The following is a 23,849-nucleotide window of genomic DNA, read 5'->3' on the forward strand; positions in this document are numbered from 1 at the left end:
AAAATCTTTCATCTTTTTACTAATTTTTAGCTTGACATATTACCGCTGGACTACTTACTAAAGCGTACTCTTTCCAGCCATTTCTTAGTCAAAGCTTCCTGCGCGGCGGGCTGCAAATAGCTTTTGTTCAGCCACAGCTTGGACGCATCGACCGCGCCGCCCTCCAAACCCCGCGGGAATAAAAAGAGGAAGCCCGTATTATTGGTCTGCGAAACGGCCTGCACCCTTTCGTCAGCCAGCAGCCATTCCATAAAGGCCAGCGCCTGCACCTCTTCACCGCAACTTTTAAAAAGCCCCACGCAGTAAAGATTGACCGGCGTGCCCTCCTTAGGCCGTACCACATAAGCCGGAAATTTATTTTCCAGATATTTAAAAACATAGCTCTGTCTGGTAATCGCTATATCCGCATCGCCAACCGCCGTCATGCGCACCGGCGTAAAGGGAAATTTAGCGTACTGCCCCACAAAGCGATTGATATTCCACAAATAATTCAGCGAGGTCGTCTCGCCCATAACGTCGGCAAAAGCGCCCAAAAAGTTTTGGGTGCTACTGCTGTCCGACAGATTTTCCATCGCGATACGCAAGCGCTCGTTATTTTCCAAATCCACCCAGCCGGTCAGGCTGCGCTGTCCTATGACGCGGGCGAACTGCTGATTGACCAAAAAAACCGTCGGGTCGTAAAATACGCCGTACCAGCACAAATCGCCGTCCCGCAGCTTTTGCGGCAGCCTGTCGCCTGCGGCAAAGGCCACGGGCTTCAAGATGCCCTTCAGCTTCAGCCTGTTCAAGGTGCGCTGCTCGGCCAGTACGATATCCGGCTGCGGCTCGTCCTGCTTCAGCTCGTACACACCCTTAACCACAATTTTTTTCTCATTGCTTTCGTTAAAGCTGCGCAGCAAATCCTCTGTAAATTTTTGGTCCAGCTCCGAATATACTGTTAAGATATGCTGTTCCTCTGCCTGCGCAGCCTCCCGCTCATCGCCGCAGCCGGCGAGCAAGCTCATGGCGGCCAGCAGCAGCGCCAGCGTCAGCCAACGTAACATAATATAACCTTTCCGCTCTAAAAGCGCCTTTTGGGCCTGCGCGCCGCTTCCGCAGGCTTACCGCTGCGGCGTCCGCTTTCCTGCTTTTCCGCCAGCAGGCATTTAGGCCCGCTGCCGATTAAATCTAAACGCCCGGCCTTTTGCAGCGCCTCCAGCACCAGCTGCCGGTTGCGCGGCGCTTTATACTGCATCAACGCCCGCTGCATGGCCTTATCGTGAGGATTGCGCGCTACAAAAACGCTTTGGCCGCTTTTGGGGTCCACACCGGAATAATACATGGCCGTGGCCTCGCTGCCCGGCGTGGGAATAAAATCCTGCACCTGCTCCGGCTGGTGCTTGATATCCCGCAGAAACTCCGCCAGCTCGATAGCGTTGTTCAGCGTGCAGCCCGGATGACTGCTGATAAAGTAAGGCACCAAATACTGCGGTAGCCCCAGCTCCTTATTTTTCTGCGCAAACAAGCGCATAAACTTCACATAAACCTCTTTGCCCGGCTTGCCCATACGCTGCAGCACCGGCGGCGCAATATGCTCCGGAGCAATTTTCAACAGGCCGCTGATATGATAGCGGCACAGCTCGTCCAAAAACTCCTGCTTTTTATCCGCCAGCAAATAATCGTAGCGAATGCCGCTGCGGATAAAGACCTTTTTCACGCCCGGCAAAGCGCGCACCTTGCGCAGCAAAGCAATGTAATCGCTGTGATCAGCGTCGATGTTGGGACAGGGCGACGGAAACAGGCATTGCCGGTCGCGGCACACGCCGTATTTCAACTGCTTGGCGCAGGAGGTATGCCGAAAGTTGGCCGTAGGGCCACCCACATCGTGAATATATCCCTTAAAGCACGGCAGCTTTGTTAAAATTTTTGCCTCGCGCAGAATGGATTCATGACTGCGCGCCTGAATAATGCGCCCCTGATGCGCGTGAATGGCGCAAAAGGCGCAGCTGCCAAAGCAGCCGCGGCAGCTGACGATGCTGAACTGCACCTCCTCCAAAGCCGCCACGCCGCCCTGCGCGTCGTAGCTGGGGTGCCAGCTGCGCATATAGTCCAAATCGTAAATAGCGTCCATTTCCTCCTGGGTAAGAGGATAAACGGGAGGGTTCTGTACAATATATTTATTCTGCCCCCGCTGTACTACGGGCTTGCCGTAAAAGGGGTCCTGTTCCCTGCTCTGCAAATGGTAGGCCTGCGCGAAGAAGCGCTTATCATCCCTGATGGCCTTCCATCCCGGCAGCTTGACGTATTCCTCCTCCGGCAGGGTATCGGCAGCGTAGGCCGTGCCGCGGATATAACGCATATCCTCGATACTGGCGCCGCCGCTTAAATAATCGGCTATTTCCACCACCTGCTTTTCGCCCATGCCGTAAACCAAGAGGTCGGCGCCGCTACTTTCCAGAATCGAAGGCAGCAGCCTGTTTTCCCAATAGTCATAATGCACAAAACGGCGCAGGCTGGCTTCGATGCCGCCGATAATCACCGGCAGATCGGGCCACAGTTTTTTGACCATTTGGGCGTAAACCGCCGTAGCATGGTCAGGACGTCGCCCTACAGCGCCGCCCGCCGTATATTTATCAACGCTGCGCTCATTCTTGGCCGCCGTATAGCGGCACAGCATGGAATCCAGATTACCGCCGGATATGAGTACGCCTAAACGCGGCTTGCCCAGCGCAGCAAAATATTCAGGTTTGTCCCAACGCGGCTGGCATAAAAGCGCCACCTTGTAGCCCTGCGCCTCCAGTACGCGGCAGATAACCGCCGGGCCAAAGGAGGGGTGATCCACATAGGCGTCGCCGCTGACGAACAAAAAGTCCAGCTGCTCCCAACCGCGCTCCACAATTTCCTCCTTGGAAATTGGTAAAAATTGCTTCATCAAATTCTCCTACTTCAATCTGTTATAGGTTTTCACGGCCACGCCATGCTCGCCCTGCATATCCACGGGCTCGCCGTTGACCTTTACGCTCATGACGCCGATATTGCCGTATTTAATAATTAGCTTATCCTTGGCTTCATAGCTTTTTTTATCTTTAGGCTGCAGCATACCGGCAAAAATTTCCTTGCCGTCGGCGTTGACCTCCAGCCAGCAGGAGCCGTTGGCCTCCATCTCCACTACTACCTTATCCAATACGGCGGACGTCGTCGCTACGGGAGCAGGCTTCTGCTCCTCCGCAGCCGGAACGCTCTGCGGACGGTTTTTAAAATAATCTATCGCCTGGGGTACGGCAAAATAGCCGCCTGCCAAAACCACAACTACGGCTAAGCCTGCCAAACACTGCCGAACCGAAAAGCTTGGCAGCTCCACACGTCCGGTACCGCTGCCAATATCTCTTTTTTCCTTAAGCTGAATATTCAGGCGCACCTTATCCACCTCGCGGATACCGGCGCTACGCACAGAATCCTTGGCCACACCGGCGGCCGCAGCCTTGTACATATCTACCAGCTCCGGCCCGTTCAGTCCCAGATAATTACCGTAATTGCGAATAATGCCCTTCAGGAACACCTCGCCCGGAGTTTTATCATACTCCTCCTTTTCCACAGCCTCCAGATAACGGCTGCGGATGCTGGTACCCTTTTCTACCTCGGCCAGGGACAGGCCCTTGGCCAGACGTGCTTCCCGCAAAATCGCACCAACGGTTTTTTCAGTATCCATTGCCAGTACCTCCACCTTTATTCACGCTTCAGGAAGCGCTCCTCCGCCTCCTGCCTTGACATAATAACCTCGCGTGGCTTGCTGCCCACGGATTGGCCAACAATGCCCAGCTCCTCCATAGTATCCACCAAACGGGCGGCGCGGGTATAGCCGATGCGGAAGCGCCGCTGCAGCATCGAGCTGGACGCCTGTCCCATATCCAGCACCAAATTTAAAGCGTCCTCAAAAAGCTCGTCCTCCATAGGCGAGGAGGGCATATTTTCCTCCGCTCCGCCATTGCGGCCGTCGCATTCCAGCTCCTGCTGGGTCACTTCCTCGCTGTAATTAACGGGTATGGACTGCTGAACGATAAAGTCCACTATATTATTGATTTCGGCGTCCGTCACAAAAGCGCCCTGCACACGCACTGGCTTGTTGAAGCCGATGGGATAAAACAGCATATCGCCCTTGCCCAACAGCTTTTCCGCACCGCCCATATCGATAATGGTGCGGGAATCGGTCTGCGAGGAAACAGCGAACGCTATGCGCGAAGGAATATTAGCCTTTACGATACCCGTAATAACATCCACAGAAGGACGCTGCGTAGCCAGAATCAAATGGATACCGGCGGCGCGCGCCTTCTGCGCCAAACGCAGGATAGCGTCCTCCACGTCGACCTTCGCCACCATCATCAAATCGGACAGCTCGTCGATAATAATAACGATAAAGGGCATTTTTTCCTGTGCCTGCGCGTTATAACTGTTAATTTCGCGCACATGATTATCCGCGAACAGCTTATAGCGCCGCTCCATTTCCGCTACGGCCCAATGCAGGGCGGAGGCAGCCTTTTTCGGCTCCGTTACAACAGGCGTCAGCAAATGGGGAATGCCGTTATAATTAGACAGCTCCACCACCTTGGGATCCACTAAAATCAGCTTGACCTCATCCGGGCGGGCCTTATATAAAATGCCTGTAATAATCGTATTGATGCACACGGATTTGCCGGAACCGGTAGAACCGGCCACCAGTAAATGGGGCATCTTGGACAAATCCGCCGAAATAATATTGCCGCTGATATCCTTGCCCAAGCCGATGCACAGCCGCGAAGACATATTGCGCACCTTCGCGTCGTCCACCACCTCGCGGAAGCATACCGTATCGTTTTTCGTATTGGGCGCTTCGATACCGATGGCTGATTTGCCGGGAATGGGCGCTTCAATACGCACGCCGGGAGCGGCCAGACGCAGGGCAATATCGTCCGCCAGATTAACGACGGAGCTTACCTTAACGCCGGGAGCCGGCTCCAATTCAAAGCGCGTAACGGACGGCCCGCGCGTAACGGCGATAACCTTCGCGCGGACGCGGAAGTCAGCCAGCGTCTGCTCCAAAACGGCGCATTGCTCCATAATATCCTTCTGATAGGAAGCCGGATCGCTGGCCTTGGGCATATCCAAAAGCTCCAGCGGCGGCAGCATATAATCCGAACCCTGCAGCGAAGCCTCCTCCTGCCTTGCTGCAGCGTCCGGCGCTACGGGCGCAGGCTTAGCCTGCTCCGTGTGAATTTTTTCCGCGCTGTCAAAAATTTCTATGCGGCGCGGTTCCTCCTGTAAAGCAGGCCGTTCCGCAGGACGTAAGGGCTGCGGCTTCTGCGCCAGCTGCTCGCGGTATTCGTTATGAATAACGGAACGCGGCTCCGGCTGGGGGTCCGCAAAACGCGACGGCTCCGCCTCCGGCGCGCTATCCTCCAAAAAGCGGCGGGACGGCATGGGCACGGGCACGTCGTCATAGTTAATTATAGGGCGCAGCACTACGGCAGGCTTCTTCTCCGTCTGCCATTCCGGCACCTGGATCGGGTCCTGCTCCACCTCCTGCTTCACAGGCTCCTGCTCGTATACGCTGCTGTTAAAGCTCAATATCTGCTTAAACGAGGATTTTTTTTCAATACCGTCTGTGAAAGTGCCAAACTCGCCGCTGCGGTAGACGTTTTGAATCGGGCTGCCATTGATCGCTCCGGCCTCCGCCTTAGCTGCGGGCCGTTTAAAGATGTTCCGACTTTTGCGCTCCACAGGCTTTTGTTCAGGCTCCGGTGCAGGCACGGCGTCGGAAGCGTCAGCCTGCTTGTCGGACAAGCTCTTTACAACCTGCCAGATGCTGCCGACAGGAAGCAACAGGCACAAAGCCAACAACCACGCGGCTCCCAACGCCAGCCAGCTGCCGCCCTCCCCCACGCTGCGGTGCAGCGCCAGGGCCAGCAACCCGCCCAGCAGTCCGCCGCCCTCCGGCAGCGTATGGGGCGTCAGCTCTTCGTTTACAGGTATAAAAACATGATGAGCTGTGCCTAAAAGGCACAGCATCACCAAAAATATTCCCAGTGTTTTTTTGTGAAAAACGGGGATCTTACCGTCCCAAAATAATTTCCAGGACAGCAAAAAGCAGCCGACAGGCAATAAAAGGACGCATCTGCCTAAAAGATAGGACTGAAATTTGGCGGCGAAGCCCACTATGCCGTTTTCTGTTCCGGCAAGAAAAGCTGCTGCCGAAGCAGCGCCCGCTGCCAGCAAGAAGCCTGCCGCCCACAGGGCGGAGCCAGAACCCGTATTCTGTTTTTGCTTCTGTTTGCTTTTATCCCTAACCAATTTTTATCTCCTCAAGCTTGCCGGCGGCGCTTAAATTTCCATGATAATAGGTAAAATCATAGGACGGCGGCGCGTTCTTTCGTACAAAAAACGCCCCAGGCTGTCACGCACGGTGGATTTAATAGTCGACCATTCGGAAACGCCGTTTTCCTCGCAGCGCTCCAAAGCCAGCTGCACCTTATCGCGGGCCTCGTCCATCAGTCCTTCGGCCTCGCGCACATACACAAAACCGCGGGAAACGATATCCGGGCCGGAAACTACGCGGCAAGTTTCCTTCTCGATGGTCACTACCACAATCATAATACCGTCCTGGGACAGCTGACGGCGGTCGCGCAGGACGATATTGCCTACGTCGCCCACGCCTAAGCCGTCCACCAGCACCTTGCCGGACGGCACCTTGCCAGTGATAGCGATACTGTTTTTCGTCAGCTCGATAACGCTGCCGTTTTCGCCGATGACGATATTTTCCTTGGGCATACCCAGGCTCTTAGCTAAATTAGCATGCTTAATCAAATGGCGGTACTCGCCGTGCACCGGCATAAAGAATTTCGGGCGCACCAAATTATGCATCAGCTTAATTTCTTCCTGACTGGCGTGACCGGAAACGTGCACGCCGTTGCTCTTTTCGTAGATTACATCCGCGCCCAGCTTATACAAATGGTCGATAGTGCGGGAAACCAGCTTTTCGTTACCGGGAATCGGCGTAGCGGAAATAATTACCGTATCGCCGGGCATGATGTCCACCTTTTTATGGTCGCTCATAGCCATGCGGGTCAACGCGCTCATAGGCTCGCCCTGACTGCCGGTAGTAATGATAACAATCTTGTCCGGAGTATAGTTATGAGTTTCGTCAATATCGATAATCTCGCCGTCGGGAGCTTTCAAATAGCCCAGTTCCTTGGCGATGCTCACAACGTTGACCATGCTGCGGCCGATAACGGCTACCTTGCGGTCGTATTTCATCGCCGCGTCGATAACCTGCTGGATGCGATGTACGTTGGACGAGAACGTCGCCACGATAATGCGGTTTTTAGCGTAACGGAATTCGTCGTCAAAGGTTTTGCCCACCATCTTTTCGCTGGGAGTAAAGCCGGGGCGCTCGGCGTTAGTGCTGTCGGCCAGCAAAGCCAGCACGCCGCGGTCGCCGTATTCAGCAAATTTATTAAATTCAGTTACCTGCCCATCAACAGGCGTATGGTCGATTTTAAAGTCGCCGGTATGAATAATCGTACCGATAGGAGTATTGATAGCGATAGCTACCGCGTCGGGAATGCTGTGGTTGACGCGGATAAAATCCATTTTAAAAGCCCCGGCCGTAATCTTATCGCCGGGTTTAATTGTGTGCAAATTTTCCGAGCCGACGCCGTTTTCCTTCAAACGGCCCTGTAAAATGCCAAGAGTAAGTGCGGTACCATAAACGGGAACGTCAATTTGCTTCATGACATAAGGCAACGCGCCAATGTGGTCCTCATGCCCGTGAGTCAAAAAGATGCCCTTTAATTTATCTTTATTCTCCAATAAATATGTAATATCTGGAATGACCAAATCAATGCCCAGCATATCGTCCTCAGGGAACATTAAACCTGCATCGATTAAAATCATATCGTCGCCATAACGAAAGACGGTCATGTTTTTACCAATTTCCCCCAAACCGCCCAGAGGAATTATCTGAACCTTGTGTTGAAATTTTCCCAAAAAAAATACACCTCCATGTTTTGTTTTGCATTATATCCGTACAAATGTAGAACTTTTATTATTGATACTGTGTCCGCACACATACTCTCTTTTATATTATACACTAAAGACAGGCTTATGACAAATAGTCAGCATCTAATTTTGTAAAAAATCAGTGACGGAGCAGCGGCTAACGTCAACGCCTGTTTATTTATTCTTGCGTCGCCGCTGTTTTCCTAACGCGGCGCTTTTCTTGCAAACGATATCATGGTAGAATGTACACAAACGTACTTGCTTTATCAACGCTTAACGTAATATATCGGAGGATTGGACCATGCCCAACATAAAACCTTCTTTAACGGCAGCCGTACTGCTGAGCTGCCTGTACCTGCTGCCGCCCTACCGCGCTTACGCTGACGAGCTTCCCGAATACGGCACACCTGTCGGCCCGCATCAAACGAACATTATCAATATCGACGTCGACGGCACGCCCTTCGCTAAATTTGACGTTTATACGAACGCCAACGACCCAGGCGGTTATTACACAGGCGAAACAAATACTGACGGCTCATATAAAACCTCCTCCTTCCGCGATTTCCTATGGAAAGGGACCGAACCGCAGTACATTGCCGCAGGCATGAAATATCTTACCGATATGTTGGAACAGCCGAAGAACGAGCTGTATATGGAGCTGGCGCTCTACCCGCAAAAGGACGCCAACGCCAGCGCTAACAGCGGCGCCTGGCTTATCTACGACGCCAATGGCAAACCTTTGCAAACAAGCGACACCTTACTGGCAGCAGTTTACCAAGGAAAATATACCCTCGAAAAGGATGAATTTGCCGCTTACATAACTCTCAACGATGCGAACGAATGGTACGTGGATAAATTCCCCGTGCTTCCCGGTAACGGCACCGACTCCGATTACTACGGCACTATTACCCACGAGATGTTCCACGCCTTAGGCCTTATTGCCGTGGTAAACGAAGACGATGACGGCAAGCTGACCTTCGGCAGTATTTTAAAAAACGACGAAAGCGACGCTTCCACAACTATTTTTACCAAATACGAGCTGGGCTTAAAGGACGTTTTCGGTAATTCCTCCTGCTATTACGACGCTAACAGCGTTTTGCAGAGCAAAACGATTAAACCCATTACTTCTGATGAATTAAAAACGCTTACAGCTGATAAGTTAGAACCAAACACATTCTATGTAGTGCGCGACACGGTATATGACGCCACGAACAATAAAGATTATTTCATAACCAACAGCGGCGTTTATTTCAGCGGCGAGCATGTGCTGGACGCGCTTACTACTGACGAGCAGATTGCAAAAATCGCCTGGCCCGACGATTCGCAAGTTCCGGCGGTAGAAGGGCTGCCCATCAACGGCTTTGAAGGATATGAAGGATATGCTGGTTTCACCAACGGTTATCCCGAATTCTCCCATATCGAATTGCAGAACAGCCTCATGAGCCACCAAGCCTACCGCAACTGGTGCACCTTTATGGAGGCGGAAATCGCTCTTTTACAGGATTTAGGCTTTGAGATCGACCGCAAAAAATATTTCGGTAAATCCATTTATAATAGCGGCACTGCCGACAAGTATTTCACCTTTAATAATACCAACGGCTTTGACAGCGCACAAACGCACGGCATCGGCCTGCATGTCTACGGCAGCTATGTAGACGTAACCCAAAGCGCCGATTTAAACGCTGCGGGCGCTTACGGTATCGGTATCCGCATGGACGGAGCAAACAATAAGCTGACTATTACCAGCGACATCAGCGCCAATGGCGAAGGCGGCAACGGACTTTTAGTAGCCTATGGCAAAGAGCATAATATCACTTTAGCTTCTGGGCATACCATCCAGGCCATGGGCAAGGACGGCGTCGCCGCGCGCTTCGACTTTGGCAACAACGAGCTGGGCGATATCTACGAATATCGCGGCTCTTATATCGACGTAGCCTACGACGAAGATAATAACGAGTGGTACAACATCTCAAATCGCCCCAAAGCCATCAACGGCGAACTTGTTACCAGCTTCAACGTCAACGGCACGCTGGCGGGCGAGCAGGCCGCCATTTACATCTCGCCCAACGCCTATGTCAAGAATATCAATATCATGAACGGCGCTTATTTATTGGGAGATATTATTTCCGAATGGAACCCGAACCAAATTATTTACCAAAACGAAAACAGTGGCGAGGTTCTTAAACCCCATATTCCTGTCGACGATCCCTACCACGGCATAACAGCCTTAACCTTTGGCGCGCAAAGTAACGCGGACGGTTCGGCAAAATTTTCTCTCAAGGAAGACGGAAGTACAGCTTATACCTCCGACGCTGACTTTAACCTGCGCTACGACGGCGATATAACCGGCGCCAGCGGCATCGATATGCACGTTGTCGGTGGTGCGCTGGAATATAACGGCGCGGCTAACGTCAATGCCGTTACCATCTACAAGGACGCAACGCTTAGTGGCGCAGGCGCTTATACGCTGGGCGATGAAACTTCCGCCAATAAAGGAGAGTTCATCAACAACGGCAATTTTATTTTAGGCCATGGCGACGGCGTAACGGACGTCAGCATCAACGGCAATTATACGCAAAGCTCCAGCGGCACGCTTGGCGTACACTTTTTAGCCGACAGTACTGCGGATAAGCTCATTATCAGCGACAATGCTAAAATTGAAGGCAAAGTAAACCTGCTGCCCGCCGAAGACTATTTTGCCAATAACGCCACAATGACGATTAACGACTCGGACATTGTGCAAAACAAAGGCGGCGATAAAAGTAAGGTTAATAATAGCGCCAGCTATACTTTAACCAATATCTCCCCCACGCTTTCCTTTAGCATGGAACACAATGGGCAAAGCAGTACTATCACCGCCGGGCGCGACGCCGACGCTTACAGCCAATATGCAGTCGGCAGCGTCAATCGCAGCATCGGGCAGGCCTTCGATGCGAACGCAGGTAACGTAAAGAGCAAGGACGCGCAAAAATTAGTCGCCGCCGTCGATTTCAGCGGCAGCGGGCAAAACGTCAACGCCGCTTTAGGCAAACTAAACCCTTCTATTTACAACAGCAGCGCACAGGCTACGCTCAATATCCATCATCTGCTGAACGACTTAGTAATTAGCGGCAGCATAAAGCCGCAGGTTCCTGACCACGACGAAAGCGCTGCTAAGGAACCCGTAGCATACGGCCGTTGGCGCAGCAGCGTAACGCCGTTTTACAGTTACACCGACCAACACAACGACGCTCGCGGCTATGCAAGCCATGACAGCGGCGTTGTCGGCACGATGGAACACACCTTGGCCAACGGTCTGACGCACGGCTACCACGCTGCCATAAACCATCAAAACGTCAACAAAGCTGGCAACCGCGTTAAAGGCGAAGGGCTGTACCTAGGCGCACAGGCGCAGTACGCCCCCGCCGCGTGGAACGGCTGGCAGCTATTCGGCGGCGCCCGCCTAGGCGTAGAGCAAATGCGCAGCCACAGGCGCGTCGGTATCGGCAGCTATTCCGGTACTGCGGACGCTGACTGGACCGGCTACAGCGGCAGCCTGAAAATCGGCGCGGCAGTAGAAAAAGAGCATGGCGTAATGCAGAGCGGCCCCTTTGCCGCCCTTGATTACAGCTTTGCGCACCGGCCCAGCGTGCATGAGAACGGCGGCGCTATCCGCGCCCATCTAGCCGGCGAAACTTATGATTCCCTGCGCACCCAGTTAGGCTACCGTCTTGCCACCAGGCCCAAGGCTTTGGACAGTTACGACAGTGCCCAATGGCAGGCGCACGCGGCGGTTGCGTGGAATCACGAGCTTTTAGATAATCAGGGACGCACCAGCTACCAGCTGGCAGACTTTGCGGGTGTCACCATCTCCGATACGGCGGTTGATTACGGACGCGACAGCATGAGCCTCGCGGCAGGGATAACCTTTAAAACGCCCAAAAACCTGGACGTTACCTTGAGCCTCGGCAGCGAAATGTATCGCAAGGGCGGCTCCAGCATTTACGGCAACGTAGGCTTGGAATGGAAATTCTAATGTAATATGCCCGACAGAAAAACTCCCCCGGCAATCGCCGAGGGAGTTCTGCTAGGCAAAGCATTTTAAAAATCTTCTTCCTGAGTAATAGCGCCTTTGCGTTTATTAGTCTTTTGCCACAAATAAGCTGCAACGATGCACGCGATACCGATGCCGTCGGTAATCGTACCGGGGATAATCATGCAAACGCCGCCTACCAGGAACAGCAAACGCTGCGGCAGGCTCAGCACATTCTGGCAGAAACCAATCATCGCCATGGAAGCGCCCCACATACCGATGATAGCTGTGCAAGCGCTCAAGGTAATAGTCAACGGCGTAGCGTCAATCATCAAAAGCTCCGGAGCCAGCACAAAAATGTACGGCACGATAAAGGCTGCAATAGCCAGCTTAGCGGCGATAACGCCGGTACGCATGGGGTTAGCCCCGGCAATACCAGCGCCTGCGTAAGCAGCCAAAGCAACGGGCGGCGTTACGTCGGCCACAATGCCGAAGTAGAACGCGAACATGTGAGCTGCCAGTACCGGTACATCCATCTGCACCAAAGCGGGAGCCGCAATGGTAGAAGTAATTACATAGTTAGCGGTGGTCGGTACGCCCATGCCCAGAATCAGGGAAGTAATCATGGTAAAGAACATAGCGGGCAACAACTGTCCGCCTGCCAAATCCAGCAGCGCGGTGGCTACCTTCAGGCCGACGCCTGTCTTGGTAACAACGCCGATGATAATACCGGCGGTAGCGCAGGCGATAAGTACGCCCAAAACGCCTTTAGAACCGTCGATTAAGCCTTGCACGATTTGACCGAAGCTGATACGGGTGGATTTACGCAGGCAAGCGCAGATAATGCTCAAAGCGATGGCCGCCAAAGCAGCGCGCATGGGAGTATAGCCGCTCACCAACAGGTAGATAATAACGATCAAGGGAATAGCCAAATGGCCTTTTTCCAGGAACAAATCTTTAAACTTGGGCAGTTCTTCACGCGGAGTACCCTTCAAGCCGAATTTTTTTGCTTCGTAATGTACGCCCAGCCATACGCCGATATAATACAGCATAGCCGGAATAACGGCTGCCTTAACAACGTCAAAATACGGTACGCCGACAAATTCTGCCATCAGGAACGCAGCCGCGCCCATAACAGGGGGCATCAGCTGGCCGCCGGTAGAAGCTGCAGCTTCTACTGCGCCGGCAAAAGCAGGACGATAGCCCAATTTTTTCATCATAGGAATGGTGAACGCGCCCGTACCGGCAACATTGCCTACGGAAGAACCGGACACGGTACCCATTAAACCGGAGGACAGAACGGCAACCTTCGCCGGGCCGCCTGCCGCCCAACCGGCAATAGCGTTAGCCAAATCGATGAAGAATTTGCCCAAGCCGGTAGCCTCCAAATAGGAGCCGAACAAAATGAACAGATAAATAAAGGTCGAGGATACGCCCATCGGCGTACCGAAAATACCTTCCGTAGTGAAATACAGATGGTCGAACATTTCCTGGAAGCCCACGCCGCGGTGCGCCATAATACCGGGAACATACGGCCCTAAGAAAGCGTACAGCAGGAAAACGAAAGCCACGATAATCATTGGCCAGCCTACGACGCGGCGCGCCGCTTCAAAAACCATAATCGTACCGATTAAGCCGATGATAAAATCAGTTTCCGTATTCATACCTGCGCGCAGCACCAGCTCGCTGTAATTGATAACTATGTACATAGCGGAAAAAGCGCTGACTACGGCAAAGGCCACGTCCACAGGATGCATGGAACTCTTGGACCAGGACTGCCGCGCCGGATATAACAGGAAAATAAGCAAAAAGCCGAACGCTAAATGCACAGCGCGCTGCAGATGCGCGTCCAAAATGCCGAATGTGGCCGTATATAATTGGAAAATAGCGAATAAAATACAAATAGCGTTCACAACATAGCCCCAGAAGCCTGTCATTTCGCGTTTATTTGATTCTTTATCAAATTTTTGCAGCACCTCTTCTGCAGAAAGCTCTCTGACCTCTTTTTCTTTTGCAGACATCGGGTATCAGCTCCTCTCATTAAATAAACCTAAAAATAATTTTCCAGCCAATACTGGTAGCGATACTGAACTTTTATTGTAACCGCAGTTCCCTGCCCGTACAGCTCAATTAAATCGTAATCGTCCTCTCCGTGCGCCAAATGCTGCATGGCCTGCTCGGAAATACGTAAATTCACCTGTCGGTATGGTCTGTTCATTTCTACAATAAATTTACCGTCAGGCGTACTAGATAATTTACCGTCGGCAGGCGAATAGGGATAACCCCAACCCAAAGATTCAAAGCGGGTATGCGTCATAGTCATATCGTTAACGGCGTTCACTCTGAAATATTCGTCCCACTCCGTTTTTTCCACAGAATGCGTCAAACGTATATTCCAGGTATCGCCCGGATAGGTGACAAAACAAAATGGTTCCCTTACTCCCTCTGGCACCACGGCTACCACTAGCCGCAGGCCGTACCAAATACAGAATATCGCAAAAGCACTTACTAAAATTAAAAAAAGCGTTATTGGGAAAAAAGACCGGGAGCCGGCAATAGCCGGTTTCCGGTCTTTGAAGTTCGGCATCATCGAAGGATCTTATTTTTCACTGAAGAATTTCTCTGCACCCGGGTTAACGGTAATGGACATACCGTCTTTAGCAGTTTCTTTAGTAATAGAAGCGGCTACTGCATGGGCGGTCTTCATACGGTCAAGATTGGTGTACAGAGCTTTGGTTACGCTGTAAGCGGTGTCGGCGTCCATCTTATCGGTAACTGCCAGCATGCATTTTACAGCAACTGCCGGAACATCGGCTTCTTGTTTAGCATAGGTGCCTTTGTTGATAACCAGTTTAGTATAGAACGGATATTTCTTGATCAAGGAATCAGCCTTATCGGCGTCAACAGGAACAAGAACAACTTCGTTCTGAGTAGAAATATCCTGAATAGCTGCGGTCGGATGGCCTGCGGTTACGAAAGCAGCGTCAACATTGCCGTCTTTCAAAGCGCTGGCAGCTTCACCGAAGGACAGGTATTGAACCTTAATATCATCGTAAGAAATACCATATTCCGCCATAATCTGACGAGCGTTGGCTTCAGTACCGGATCCGGCTGCGCCTACGGCGATGCGTTTGCCTTTAAAGTCGGCTACGGTCTGGATGCCGGATTTCTTTAAAGTAACGATTTGCACGGTTTCAGGATACAAAGTTGCCAAGCCCTGCAGGCCGGGAACTTTCTTATCTTTGAACATTTCGGTGCCGTTAGCGGCATAATAAGCGATATCGTTTTGAATAAAAGCAATTTCTACTTTACCTTGGTTCAGCAGGTTTACGTTTGCAACAGATGCGCCGGTGGATTGAGCGGATGCGTTAGCGCCAGGAATATTCTTGTTGAGAATATCGGCAAGAGCGCCGCCCAGCGGGAAGTAAGTACCGGAAGTACCACCGGTAGCAATATTAATGAATTTTTGGGCAGCCGGTTTCTTTTCCTCTTTCTTATCGCCGCCGCAGCCTGCGATCATAGTTGCCATTACCATGATACCAAGTAAAAAAGCTAAGATTTTTTTCATTTAAGATTCCCCTCCTTGTCTTTGAATATGCGCTAGGACAGAAGCAACATATCTTTGCTATTCTAATTCGTGGTCTTTTAGTAAAATCCTGCTAAAATCAACAAAAAAAACATTGTATACATAATACTTAAGGGAATAAAAATTCATCTTTGCCCGCTTGCTTTCAGTTTTTCAGCAAGCATATACATCAAAAATGTATATTTTTACTTCTGCAAAAGCTTCTCACGATAGTTTTTGCCTATTTACGTAATTTATGTTACAATATTAATGCTATAATTATTGTTTATCGAACAGCCCTTATGCAAAGCGCATACAACGCTGCCTGCAAAAGGGGCTGAGACTGAAATTTTGAAGGAGTGAATTTTATCCATGAGTTCCGGAGCTTATCAATTAAGACTGGTACGTACCCTGTACCAAAATGTTTACGGCTGCATGCTGTACAATGAAAACCAACAGCCCATCGGCCAGCTGGAAATAGTCCCCAATATTCCCCTGGATCGCAGCCAGGTGCCGGAGGACGCTCCCGACGTGCCCGCATACCTGCTGGTTATCGTTAAGGACGCCGATATCAATAAGGACAACCTCATTGATTTTGAAGAACGCGCCTCTTACGCTCTGCTGAAACGCTTCTCCACCGAAGCCATTAACTTCCAGCACTGCCAGTTCTACTATCCGTCCCCTGCCTTCATTTTTGAACAGCCCGACGCCGTCAGCCAGCCGCTGCAATAAGCAAAAAATTGCCTCCCCTGCGGGAGGCTTTTTTGTTGCCTAAATCACCTGCACTAATGTGAACAAAACCGGCGCTGCCGCCGTTCATTTATGCTTAATCGCCAGACTGCGGATAGAAACGTCCACATTTTTCACCTGCATGGCTGTCATGTATTCGATCTTTTCTTTAATCTTAGCCTGCATCTGCCGCGTAACGGCAAAAAGCTTGACGCCGTAATACAGCACGACTTCTACTCTGATGACGATGCCCTTGCTGCTGTCACTGCGGCGACGCACTTTAATGTTCGTCACCCGCTCCACGCCTTCCAGCTTGCCGCCAATAATATGAATGATGTCCTCGATAGCGTTATCGGCGATCAGCAGCTTGCCGTAAAAGCTAAAGGAAGGACGCACAATACTGCGGTCGGCGTCCTTTTCCTGCCGACGCTGGCTGGAAAAAATATTATAGGGCAAATCGGCAAAATAGCCGGTAAAATGAGGCTTTAATTCCACAGTGGGCACGGGCACGATATGCTTGCCTTCCTGCAAGCGGGAATAACGCGCCTTTTTGATTTCCGCCTTGCTGGCAATCTGGTTGATGTACACCGTTTTCACCGGCGGGGCCAAATGCAGTCGTCCCACAATCTTCTTAATCATATTATCCGAGGTGGCGATAATCAGCAAACGGTTAATATTGCTGCTCTCCAAGGCGTCCCGTACTGCGCGGGCATGCTCGTCCTCGGTAAAAATAGCCCTTTTTACGGCCTGTATTCTGTTTTGCTCATTTTTCGCAGAGGTACCTGCCAAAATCTTCGTGCCCTTAATCAGCAGGCCGTCGTCAATAATAGCGTCGCATTTATTATCGAAGGCCACGCCTATGGCATGATGGCTTTTGCCCGTACCGCTGGGACCCACAAAAGCTACTACTTCCATTCTATAACACCCTTAACATCATTATATTCAACCTGCCACACGCCTAAATGCGGCGGAAAACGGTCGGGAATAGCGTGAAAATCGCTGCCGCCGCTCACCAGCAGGCCGCGGCTATGCGCCAGCTCCAGCCAATGCCTGCGCGCCGTCTCATCGGCGCTGGGGTGATAAACCTCCAGCCCGTCGAAGGGCACGCTGCTTAACAAGCGCTCCGGCAGCGTGCTATCTGCCAGCTCCGAAGGATGCGCCAGCACGGCAATGCCGCCAGCCGCATGAATAAGCGCCACAGCTTCGTCCGGCAGTAGCTTGGGCTGTGGCACATAGGCCGGGCCGCCGCGCCGCAGCAAAGCGTCGAACACCTGCTGTACGGTAGCAAAATAACCCTTAGCCACCAACGCCTTAGCCACATGGGGCCGCCCCACCGCCCTGTTGCGCGGGTCGCAGGCCTCAACCGCCACATGGTAGCCCAAAGCGTCCAGCTTCGCCAGCATTTCGTACAGCCTGCGCTCGCGGGCATGACGCATCTCATCCATTTTATTCTGCAACGCCAGGCAATCGGTACGCACATGGTAGCCTAAAATATGCACCGAATCGTTCTCGTACTGTGTGCCCAGCTCCACTCCCGTCAGCACGCGCACCCTGCCGCCTAAACGCGCTGCAGCAACCTGCGCTTCGTCCGCGCCGTTCCAGGAATCATGGTCGGTAACAGCCAGCACGCTTATGCCCTGTTCCGCCGCCTCCTCCACCAGCATGGTCGGCGTATAGCGTCCGTCGGAAAAGGTGCTGTGAGTGTGCAAATCCACCAACATCACAGCATACCCGCCAGCTTAATCAGTGTCAGCGTACCAAAGCCGCTGCCGCCCTTAACCTTATGCCCCGCAGTCTTTTCCGCGGTAGAGGTGCCGCCGATATCGATGTGAGCCCAGGAAATATCCTTATCTACAAATTCACCGATGAACAAGCCGCCGGTAATACAGCCTCCGGCACGGCCTGCGCTGTTAAGCAAATCGGCCACGTCGCTTTTCAGCGCTTCCTTGCAGTCCGGCAGGCTGGGCAGCTGCCAATAGCCCTCGCCGGCATATTTACCGGCCAGCTTAATCTGCTCCGCCAAGGCGTCGTCGTTAGCGATAATACCGCCGGTTTCCTTGCCCAAGGCAATAATAACCGCTCCTGTCAGCGACGCTATGTCGATAACCCTCTTAGCCCCCAGCCGGCAGGCGTACCACACTGCGTCCGCCAAAACCATACGCCCCTCGGCGTCGGTGGAAACGACCTCGATGGTCTTGCCATTGGCGGCGCGCACAATATCGCCGGGCCGCTGAGCGCTGCCGCTGGGCATATTTTCCGCGCAGGCCATAATACCAAGCACATTGCAGGGCAGCTTCAGCGCGGCAATAGCCTTCATAGCGCCTAAAACAGCGCCTGCGCCGCTCATATCGTCCTTCATTTCGCCCATATTATCGTCTGGCTTAATGGAAATACCGCCGCTGTCAAAGGTGATGCCCTTGCCAACAAAGGCAGTAAAAGGAGCGTTCCCCGCTCCCTGATATTTTATAGCCACCAAATAAGGCGGATGTATGCTGCCCTGTCCTACCGCCAAAATAGCGTTCATGTTTTTGACTGCCAGCATCGTAGCGTCTAAAACCTCAACCTCCAAAGGCAGCTCCTCCGCCAGCTGCAAGGCTTCCTCCGCCAAACTCTGCGGCACCAGTAAATTACCGGGATTATTAACTAAATCGCGGGTATAGCAAACCGCTTCGGCAGCAATGCAGGCCTTAGACAATAACGCATCGGCCTCGTCCACTGCCGACACAATCTGCACAGCGCAGGGAACCGCAGGTTTAGACTCGCTTTTGAAAATATCGAAGGTGTAAGCGCCTAAATACAAGCCCTCGGCGACTGCCTCCAAATAAGGCCCGCGCTTTGGATTAAGCAAAATCGGCGCAGCCAGCACAGCCTTGCCGGCCTTGGCCTTGTGCAGCGCCCGTGCCACAGCTCCGGCAGCACGCCGGAACACGGCGGGCTTACACTCCTTGCCTGCGCCGCAGCCTGCCAACAGCACCGTCACCAAGCTATTTTCTACCGGCAGCACCAAGGTGTGCAGCGCTTCTGCCTCGCACACATCGTCATAAGCCTGCAAATAAGCATTCACAGCCTGCTCCACAGCCGCTGGCAGCTGCAAGCGCCCCAAAGCAGGCACGCACTCCTTACATAAAAAGATAACGATACTATCCGCACCTTCATAAACCGCATTGCTCACATCTGCGGCCCGGCATTGAAATCCATTAAGCATTATTGTTCTCCTCATTAAATATATAAATTATCTGAACTCCACAGCAGTACGCAAATCCATCAGGAAGCTGTCGCCCGTACTACGCTGCAAACTCAAATCGCTGACAACAACCTTCATAGCCACATGGCGCTGTCCGCCGCTGAAATAAGAGCCTAACGAATGAATAACGTAGGGTACGCCGTTAATCTGCCCCAAATATAGAACAACATGCCCGTCCATGTACAGCGCCGCGCCCGGCCGCAGACCGTTAATAGCCACAGTCTTCTGCTTATCGTCCAAAGCCTCCAGCAGCTTCTTCGTACCTGCGCCTTCCTCCTGCTCATCCGCATTGCGCGGCAGGTAAATACCTACGGTGCGGTATGCGTTGAACACCAGCGAGGAACAATCCACACTGTTTTTCAGCCCACCCCAGCCATAGGGCATATCATAAAACGCAAAGGCGGCGCGCAGAATATTATTAGAAGTATACGGCAAATAGCCCTTATGCACACCGACGGACTTGGGCAGCAGCAGACGCTGCTTCTGCAGCAGGCCGGTTTTGCTGCGCACAGGCGCTTCCACCGTATAAGTATCGCTTTGCTCGCTGACCAGCGGCAGCCTTGCGCCCTGCTGGTAAATCACCTGCTCGCCCGAAGTTTTCAGTGAAACATTAGCGGCCGTCACTACCAAAAAATCCTCCGGCTCGGCATATTGCTGCCACGTTTTTTTATCGGTAAAGGCAATATTAAAGGTGCTTATCCAGCCGCTGTAATTAACGCTCTGCACATAGTAAAAATACTTGTTGGCGCTTTGGTGCAGCACCAAAAGCGGTTCGCCCGGGTCCAGAGAGGTTTCCTGCAGCGCGTCAAAATTACGCTCCGCCGCATAATAGAAAAGCCCCTCGCCCGTCGGCAGATTACGCAGCGAGCTGCGGCGTACCGTCACAGCATAACGCGGCGTAACAGTCGCCGGAACAGCGCCTACGTTAGTCTGCTTGCGCAGAATATTTTTATAGTTTTCGCTGACCTTATTGCCATGCAGATACAGGTCGTCCTCCAGCACCAAATAGTCCATAATTCTGGTTTTGAGGGAATCGCCGCTGACTGTCGCCGGATAGTGTAAAAGGTCAGGCACGCTGCGGGAAGCAGCGCGAACCTTGGCGTTGAAGGACTGTACGCCCTTAGCGTCCAGAATCAGCTTATCTCCTTCTTTATTCTGCGCCGTCCAATAATCGGCCTCCACCAGCTTAGGGTATTGCGTGATACCTGCGGCGTCGCCTGCCAGCGGCATGCTCACTGCACAGAAAGCCAGCAGCAGGGTACAAAGTAATTTATAAAGCAAAACGCATCCTCCTTTGCGAGAACTGTAATATTATATAATTCTTGTTCACCAGAAAAAATCCTGCTGCCCTTTAATAAAAAAGCTTTCTTAAATAATTTAAAAACTGCTAAACATATTTTCCGGCAAGAGCTTATACAAAAAGGCTGCCACGTCTGCGACAGCCCTGAAGCGTTTAAAAATATTCGTTATTGTAAGTGCGGCATTTCGGAAGCAGCTTATCCAACAGCGTCAGCTTTTCCGAAACAGCCGCTTTCAGCCGCCCCGCTTCCCACAGCTCGGCAGCGCTGAAGGCCCCCATATACAGCTGGGTAAAAGCTCCCATATCCATGGTAACTTCCTCTGCGTCCAGCGTGCTGACCGCTTCCAACGAACCGGGAGCCGTTTTCAGCTTCAGCAAATGATTATTGCGGTCGATCAGCTTATCCGTCAGCAGCAGCACTACGCTATCCTCCGGCAAATCCTGCGGCGCAACCAGCTTAGCCAAAGCGGTACGCGCGTCAATGCAGCGAGCCATCATAAAGGGCTGTACGCTGCCGGTCAATGCCTGATCCTTAAAGCCCAGATAGGTTTTATCCCAGGCTTCCGCCAACCAGTACAGCTCCTTCGCCGAGCTTTGGTGCATAGCCGCATAGCCCAGCAAGCGCTTCCGCACGGCAAAATCCTCTGCCAGAAGCTCGATGATAGTAAAGCGTTCCTCCGCCACCTTGTACAGCATATAGCCCACGGCCTGCTGCTGGCGATAAACTACAGCGCACTGCACCTGTTCCAGGCCATGCACCGTCAGCAGCTTATGCCACTGAAAGTCCGTGCGCACGGGCACGCCGTTCCAGCCAGCCGTTAAGCGGGCGTATAACGGCGCTAAAATATCCTGCCGCAGCGTCTCCCGTTCTACCTGCAGTCCGTCGTCGCCCATAGCGGCGCTCAGAGCATTTAGCGGCATTTGGTAAGCGTGACGGTAATAGCAGTAGCTGAACTCGTAGGGCAGATAAATACCGGCGAAAATCGGCATCAGGGTAACAAAGGAAAAATTTTGCGAGCGTAGCACCTCAAAGGCCGTTTGCAGCAAAGGCCCGAAAGCATGCTGCCCCCTGGCCTCCGGAGCAGTAGCCACGCCCACCAAATAAGGCGTCAGCTCCTCCCTGCCGCGCAGGCGCAGCATATATGGATTGATATGCACCATGGAGCGCAGCCGTTCACCATCGCCGACCTTATCAAAGGCGCCGATAACCATATTATTTTTGCCGCAGTATTCTGCAAAATAATATTGAAAAAAAGGGTCGTCCTTTTTCTCAAAGCAATAATCCCACAGATCGCGCACCTGCTGCATGCGGTCTTCGTTGACAACACGATAGATCATGATCCACCTCAGTCGAAAATGACGTTATACTTCTTAACCATAAATTCAGGATGCAGCGCTTCCTTCGCGGTACGCAGCCCCGGATGCCCCATATCCTCTTCCCTGTTCAGATAGGTGACGTCGCCCCAGGCATGAGCGGCAAATTCCTTAGCTATGGCGGTGTACAGGCCGCGCACCTCATGGCTGGCCTTTTCTACATGCAGCACCGCCGTATCGTCGTTAATTTTTTTGCCGAAGCTAAAGGCCTGAATTTTGCCGTCAAAGCGAATAGCCCCACCCCGCAGCTCCAGCTGCTCAAAGCTCAAAAACGCCTCCTGAATAGCGTACTTTTCGCATTGCAGCGAGGGGTCCTCGGCCATATGTTCATCGCACCAGCGCTCGCCAAAATTAAGGCATTCCATCATATTTTCAAAGGTAATGGGCTCGTAGGTAAAATCGGGATGCGCTTTCACAAAGGCGTTATAATGGTTTTTCTGCCCGTGCAGCTTGCGGCCCGACAGCGTCGCCAGCTTTTCGCGCAGATACACATAATCCCAATTATCGCGATCCTCGATAAATTCCAAGCCGGGCATTACCCTTTCAAAGCGTTCCTTCGTAAATTCATAAATGCCGTGCATCTCAAAGGGCTTGCCCTGATGCTCATCCTTGAGCTCATCCATGAGCTTGGGCAAATCCTCATCGCGCCCGCCAAAGGGTTGAATATAAAAATCTACATTATTGCGTTTAACCTTCAACAGTAAAAAATCATGAGCCACGCACCAATAAATATGATAGCAGTCGCGCCAAACAAATAAATTGGAAAAGGCGCATTCGCTGCCGCGCTGATGCGTCTTGGATATATAGCTTTCAAACAAAGGCTTCTGCGCCAATGTTACTTCCTTAAATTCTAAAATTTTCTAAACCTCCCTGTTGCTAATAACGGATATCATTGATGCCACGTCTACCGCGGCTCTGCCATCGCCTACGGCTTGTCAATCGCCGGGCGTCAGGCATATGTTCTGCTAAGCGCTGCGTTCGCCTTCAATTCTGCAATCACTAAGCATTCACATTATATCATACTTTAAAGCCCAAAACAAAAGCCGTTACAATTTTAACAATCTCGTCACAAAAGAAGTGCGCCTACTTCCATAGACGCACTTCAACCGCTCTTTTGTTAAACTATATTTTGCTGCGAAGCAGCGGCAGCAGCCGTTCTGCCAGCAGCACGCCGCCTATACCGGTAAGCAGCTGGGGCACGCTCATAGCGAACAAAACGGCTTTGCGCACGGCGGGATTCTCCAGCTGTAAAAAGTTCAAAACTATCCAGGCAAGGCACAGCATAACCGCCGCTTTGCAGCCGGAGGCAAGAAAAGGCGCCAGCCAGCGCCGCCGCCCCAGGCAAGACAGAGCCAGCACAAAAACGCTGTTGCCCAGCCAAACCACAGGAATCAAAAGCGGCAGCGCCAACTGTCCCTGCGCATAAGCCGTAAGCGGCAGCAGTAGTCCCAGCAGCAGCGCCGCAGTTTTGCCGTTCAGCCGCAGCGTTACCGTAAGCATCATATGCACCAGGGCGCCGATAATAAATGTCGATAGCAGTAAAGGCAAAGGCAGCACAAGCCGCAGGGATTGCAGCACCAAAGCCAGGGCCAGCAGCAGCGCGCCCCTTACCATC

The 23,849-nt window shown here is 52.2% G+C and carries 17 protein-coding genes; 2 read left to right on the forward strand and 15 right to left on the reverse strand.

From position 1 onward, the window contains the following. Nucleotides 1-50: 50 nt before the first annotated feature. From Q4E64_RS09185 to Q4E64_RS09205, 5 genes are read right to left on the reverse strand one after another with little or no spacing between them, the layout of a single operon-like run. Complete coding sequence (locus Q4E64_RS09185) at nucleotides 51-1,043, reverse strand: ABC transporter substrate-binding protein (RefSeq protein ID WP_303167579.1); 993 nt, start codon at nucleotides 1,041-1,043, stop codon at nucleotides 51-53. Nucleotides 1,044-1,060: 17 nt separating this feature from the next. Further along, complete coding sequence (locus Q4E64_RS09190; RefSeq protein WP_303167580.1) at nucleotides 1,061-2,911, reverse strand: YgiQ family radical SAM protein; 1,851 nt, start codon at nucleotides 2,909-2,911, stop codon at nucleotides 1,061-1,063. Nucleotides 2,912-2,920: 9 nt separating this feature from the next. Further along, nucleotides 2,921-3,688: a helix-turn-helix domain-containing protein gene (locus tag Q4E64_RS09195; RefSeq protein ID WP_303167581.1), complete on the reverse strand. Its 768-nt coding sequence runs from the start codon at nucleotides 3,686-3,688 to the stop codon at nucleotides 2,921-2,923. A gap of 17 nt (nucleotides 3,689-3,705) precedes the next feature. Further along, nucleotides 3,706-6,303 carry a DNA translocase FtsK gene (locus tag Q4E64_RS09200; RefSeq protein ID WP_303167582.1) on the reverse strand — a complete coding sequence of 866 codons (2,598 nt, stop codon included), beginning with the start codon at nucleotides 6,301-6,303 and terminating at the stop codon, nucleotides 3,706-3,708. Nucleotides 6,304-6,333: 30 nt separating this feature from the next. Then, nucleotides 6,334-7,998, reverse strand: coding sequence for a ribonuclease J (locus Q4E64_RS09205; RefSeq protein WP_303167583.1), 1,665 nt, complete (start codon nucleotides 7,996-7,998; stop codon nucleotides 6,334-6,336). 313 nt (nucleotides 7,999-8,311) lie between these two features. Here Q4E64_RS09205 and Q4E64_RS09210 point away from each other — a divergent pair, with 313 nt between their 5' ends. Beyond that, nucleotides 8,312-12,025 (forward strand): autotransporter domain-containing protein, encoded by a 3,714-nt coding sequence (locus Q4E64_RS09210; RefSeq protein ID WP_303167584.1) that lies wholly within the window; start codon nucleotides 8,312-8,314, stop codon nucleotides 12,023-12,025. A 65-nt stretch (nucleotides 12,026-12,090) separates the two neighbouring features. Here Q4E64_RS09210 and Q4E64_RS09215 read toward each other — a convergent pair whose 3' ends face one another. From Q4E64_RS09215 to Q4E64_RS09225, 3 genes are read right to left on the reverse strand one after another with little or no spacing between them, the layout of a single operon-like run. Next, nucleotides 12,091-14,043 carry a TRAP transporter permease gene (locus Q4E64_RS09215; protein ID WP_303167585.1) on the reverse strand — a complete coding sequence of 651 codons (1,953 nt, stop codon included), beginning with the start codon at nucleotides 14,041-14,043 and terminating at the stop codon, nucleotides 12,091-12,093. Between the two features lie 29 nt (nucleotides 14,044-14,072). After that, nucleotides 14,073-14,612, reverse strand: a complete 540-nt coding sequence (locus Q4E64_RS09220; protein WP_368501561.1) for a DUF1850 domain-containing protein — start codon at nucleotides 14,610-14,612, stop codon at nucleotides 14,073-14,075. A 9-nt stretch (nucleotides 14,613-14,621) separates the two neighbouring features. After that, nucleotides 14,622-15,590, reverse strand: coding sequence for a TAXI family TRAP transporter solute-binding subunit (locus Q4E64_RS09225; protein WP_303167586.1), 969 nt, complete (start codon nucleotides 15,588-15,590; stop codon nucleotides 14,622-14,624). 369 nt (nucleotides 15,591-15,959) lie between these two features. Between Q4E64_RS09225 and Q4E64_RS09230 the strand changes: the two genes are divergently transcribed. After that, entirely contained in the window at nucleotides 15,960-16,319 is a 360-nt protein-coding gene (locus Q4E64_RS09230) for a hypothetical protein (RefSeq protein ID WP_293729362.1), read from the forward strand. A gap of 84 nt (nucleotides 16,320-16,403) precedes the next feature. Here Q4E64_RS09230 and Q4E64_RS09235 read toward each other — a convergent pair whose 3' ends face one another. The 7 genes from Q4E64_RS09235 to Q4E64_RS09265 form a co-directional block, all read right to left on the reverse strand. Beyond that, on the reverse strand, nucleotides 16,404-17,231 hold the full coding sequence (locus Q4E64_RS09235; RefSeq protein WP_303167587.1) for an Asp23/Gls24 family envelope stress response protein: 828 nt from the start codon (nucleotides 17,229-17,231) through the stop codon (nucleotides 16,404-16,406). Further along, nucleotides 17,222-18,037 (reverse strand): PHP domain-containing protein, encoded by an 816-nt coding sequence (locus Q4E64_RS09240; protein ID WP_303167632.1) that lies wholly within the window; start codon nucleotides 18,035-18,037, stop codon nucleotides 17,222-17,224. The genes Q4E64_RS09235 and Q4E64_RS09240 overlap by 10 nt, the downstream gene beginning before the upstream one ends. Then, nucleotides 18,037-19,521 carry a leucyl aminopeptidase gene (locus Q4E64_RS09245; RefSeq protein WP_303167588.1) on the reverse strand — a complete coding sequence of 495 codons (1,485 nt, stop codon included), beginning with the start codon at nucleotides 19,519-19,521 and terminating at the stop codon, nucleotides 18,037-18,039. Before Q4E64_RS09245 ends, Q4E64_RS09240 begins: the two co-directional genes overlap by 1 nt. Before the next feature lie 27 nt (nucleotides 19,522-19,548). Continuing rightward, nucleotides 19,549-20,841, reverse strand: a complete 1,293-nt coding sequence (locus Q4E64_RS09250) for an SH3 domain-containing protein (RefSeq protein ID WP_303167589.1) — start codon at nucleotides 20,839-20,841, stop codon at nucleotides 19,549-19,551. 172 nt (nucleotides 20,842-21,013) lie between these two features. Then, a complete protein-coding gene (gene eis, locus Q4E64_RS09255; RefSeq protein WP_303167590.1) occupies nucleotides 21,014-22,198 on the reverse strand; it encodes an enhanced intracellular survival protein Eis in 1,185 nt (394 codons plus the stop codon). Nucleotides 22,199-22,206: 8 nt separating this feature from the next. Then, nucleotides 22,207-23,067: a DUF2156 domain-containing protein gene (locus tag Q4E64_RS09260; RefSeq protein WP_303167592.1), complete on the reverse strand. Its 861-nt coding sequence runs from the start codon at nucleotides 23,065-23,067 to the stop codon at nucleotides 22,207-22,209. Nucleotides 23,068-23,356: 289 nt separating this feature from the next. Continuing rightward, nucleotides 23,357-23,848 carry a hypothetical protein gene (locus Q4E64_RS09265; RefSeq protein WP_303167594.1) on the reverse strand — a complete coding sequence of 164 codons (492 nt, stop codon included), beginning with the start codon at nucleotides 23,846-23,848 and terminating at the stop codon, nucleotides 23,357-23,359. Nucleotide 23,849: the final 1 nt, after the last annotated feature.

Origin of the sequence: Phascolarctobacterium sp., from assembly GCF_030531065.1 — a bacterium.
GTDB lineage: Bacteria > Bacillota > Negativicutes > Acidaminococcales > Acidaminococcaceae > Phascolarctobacterium_A.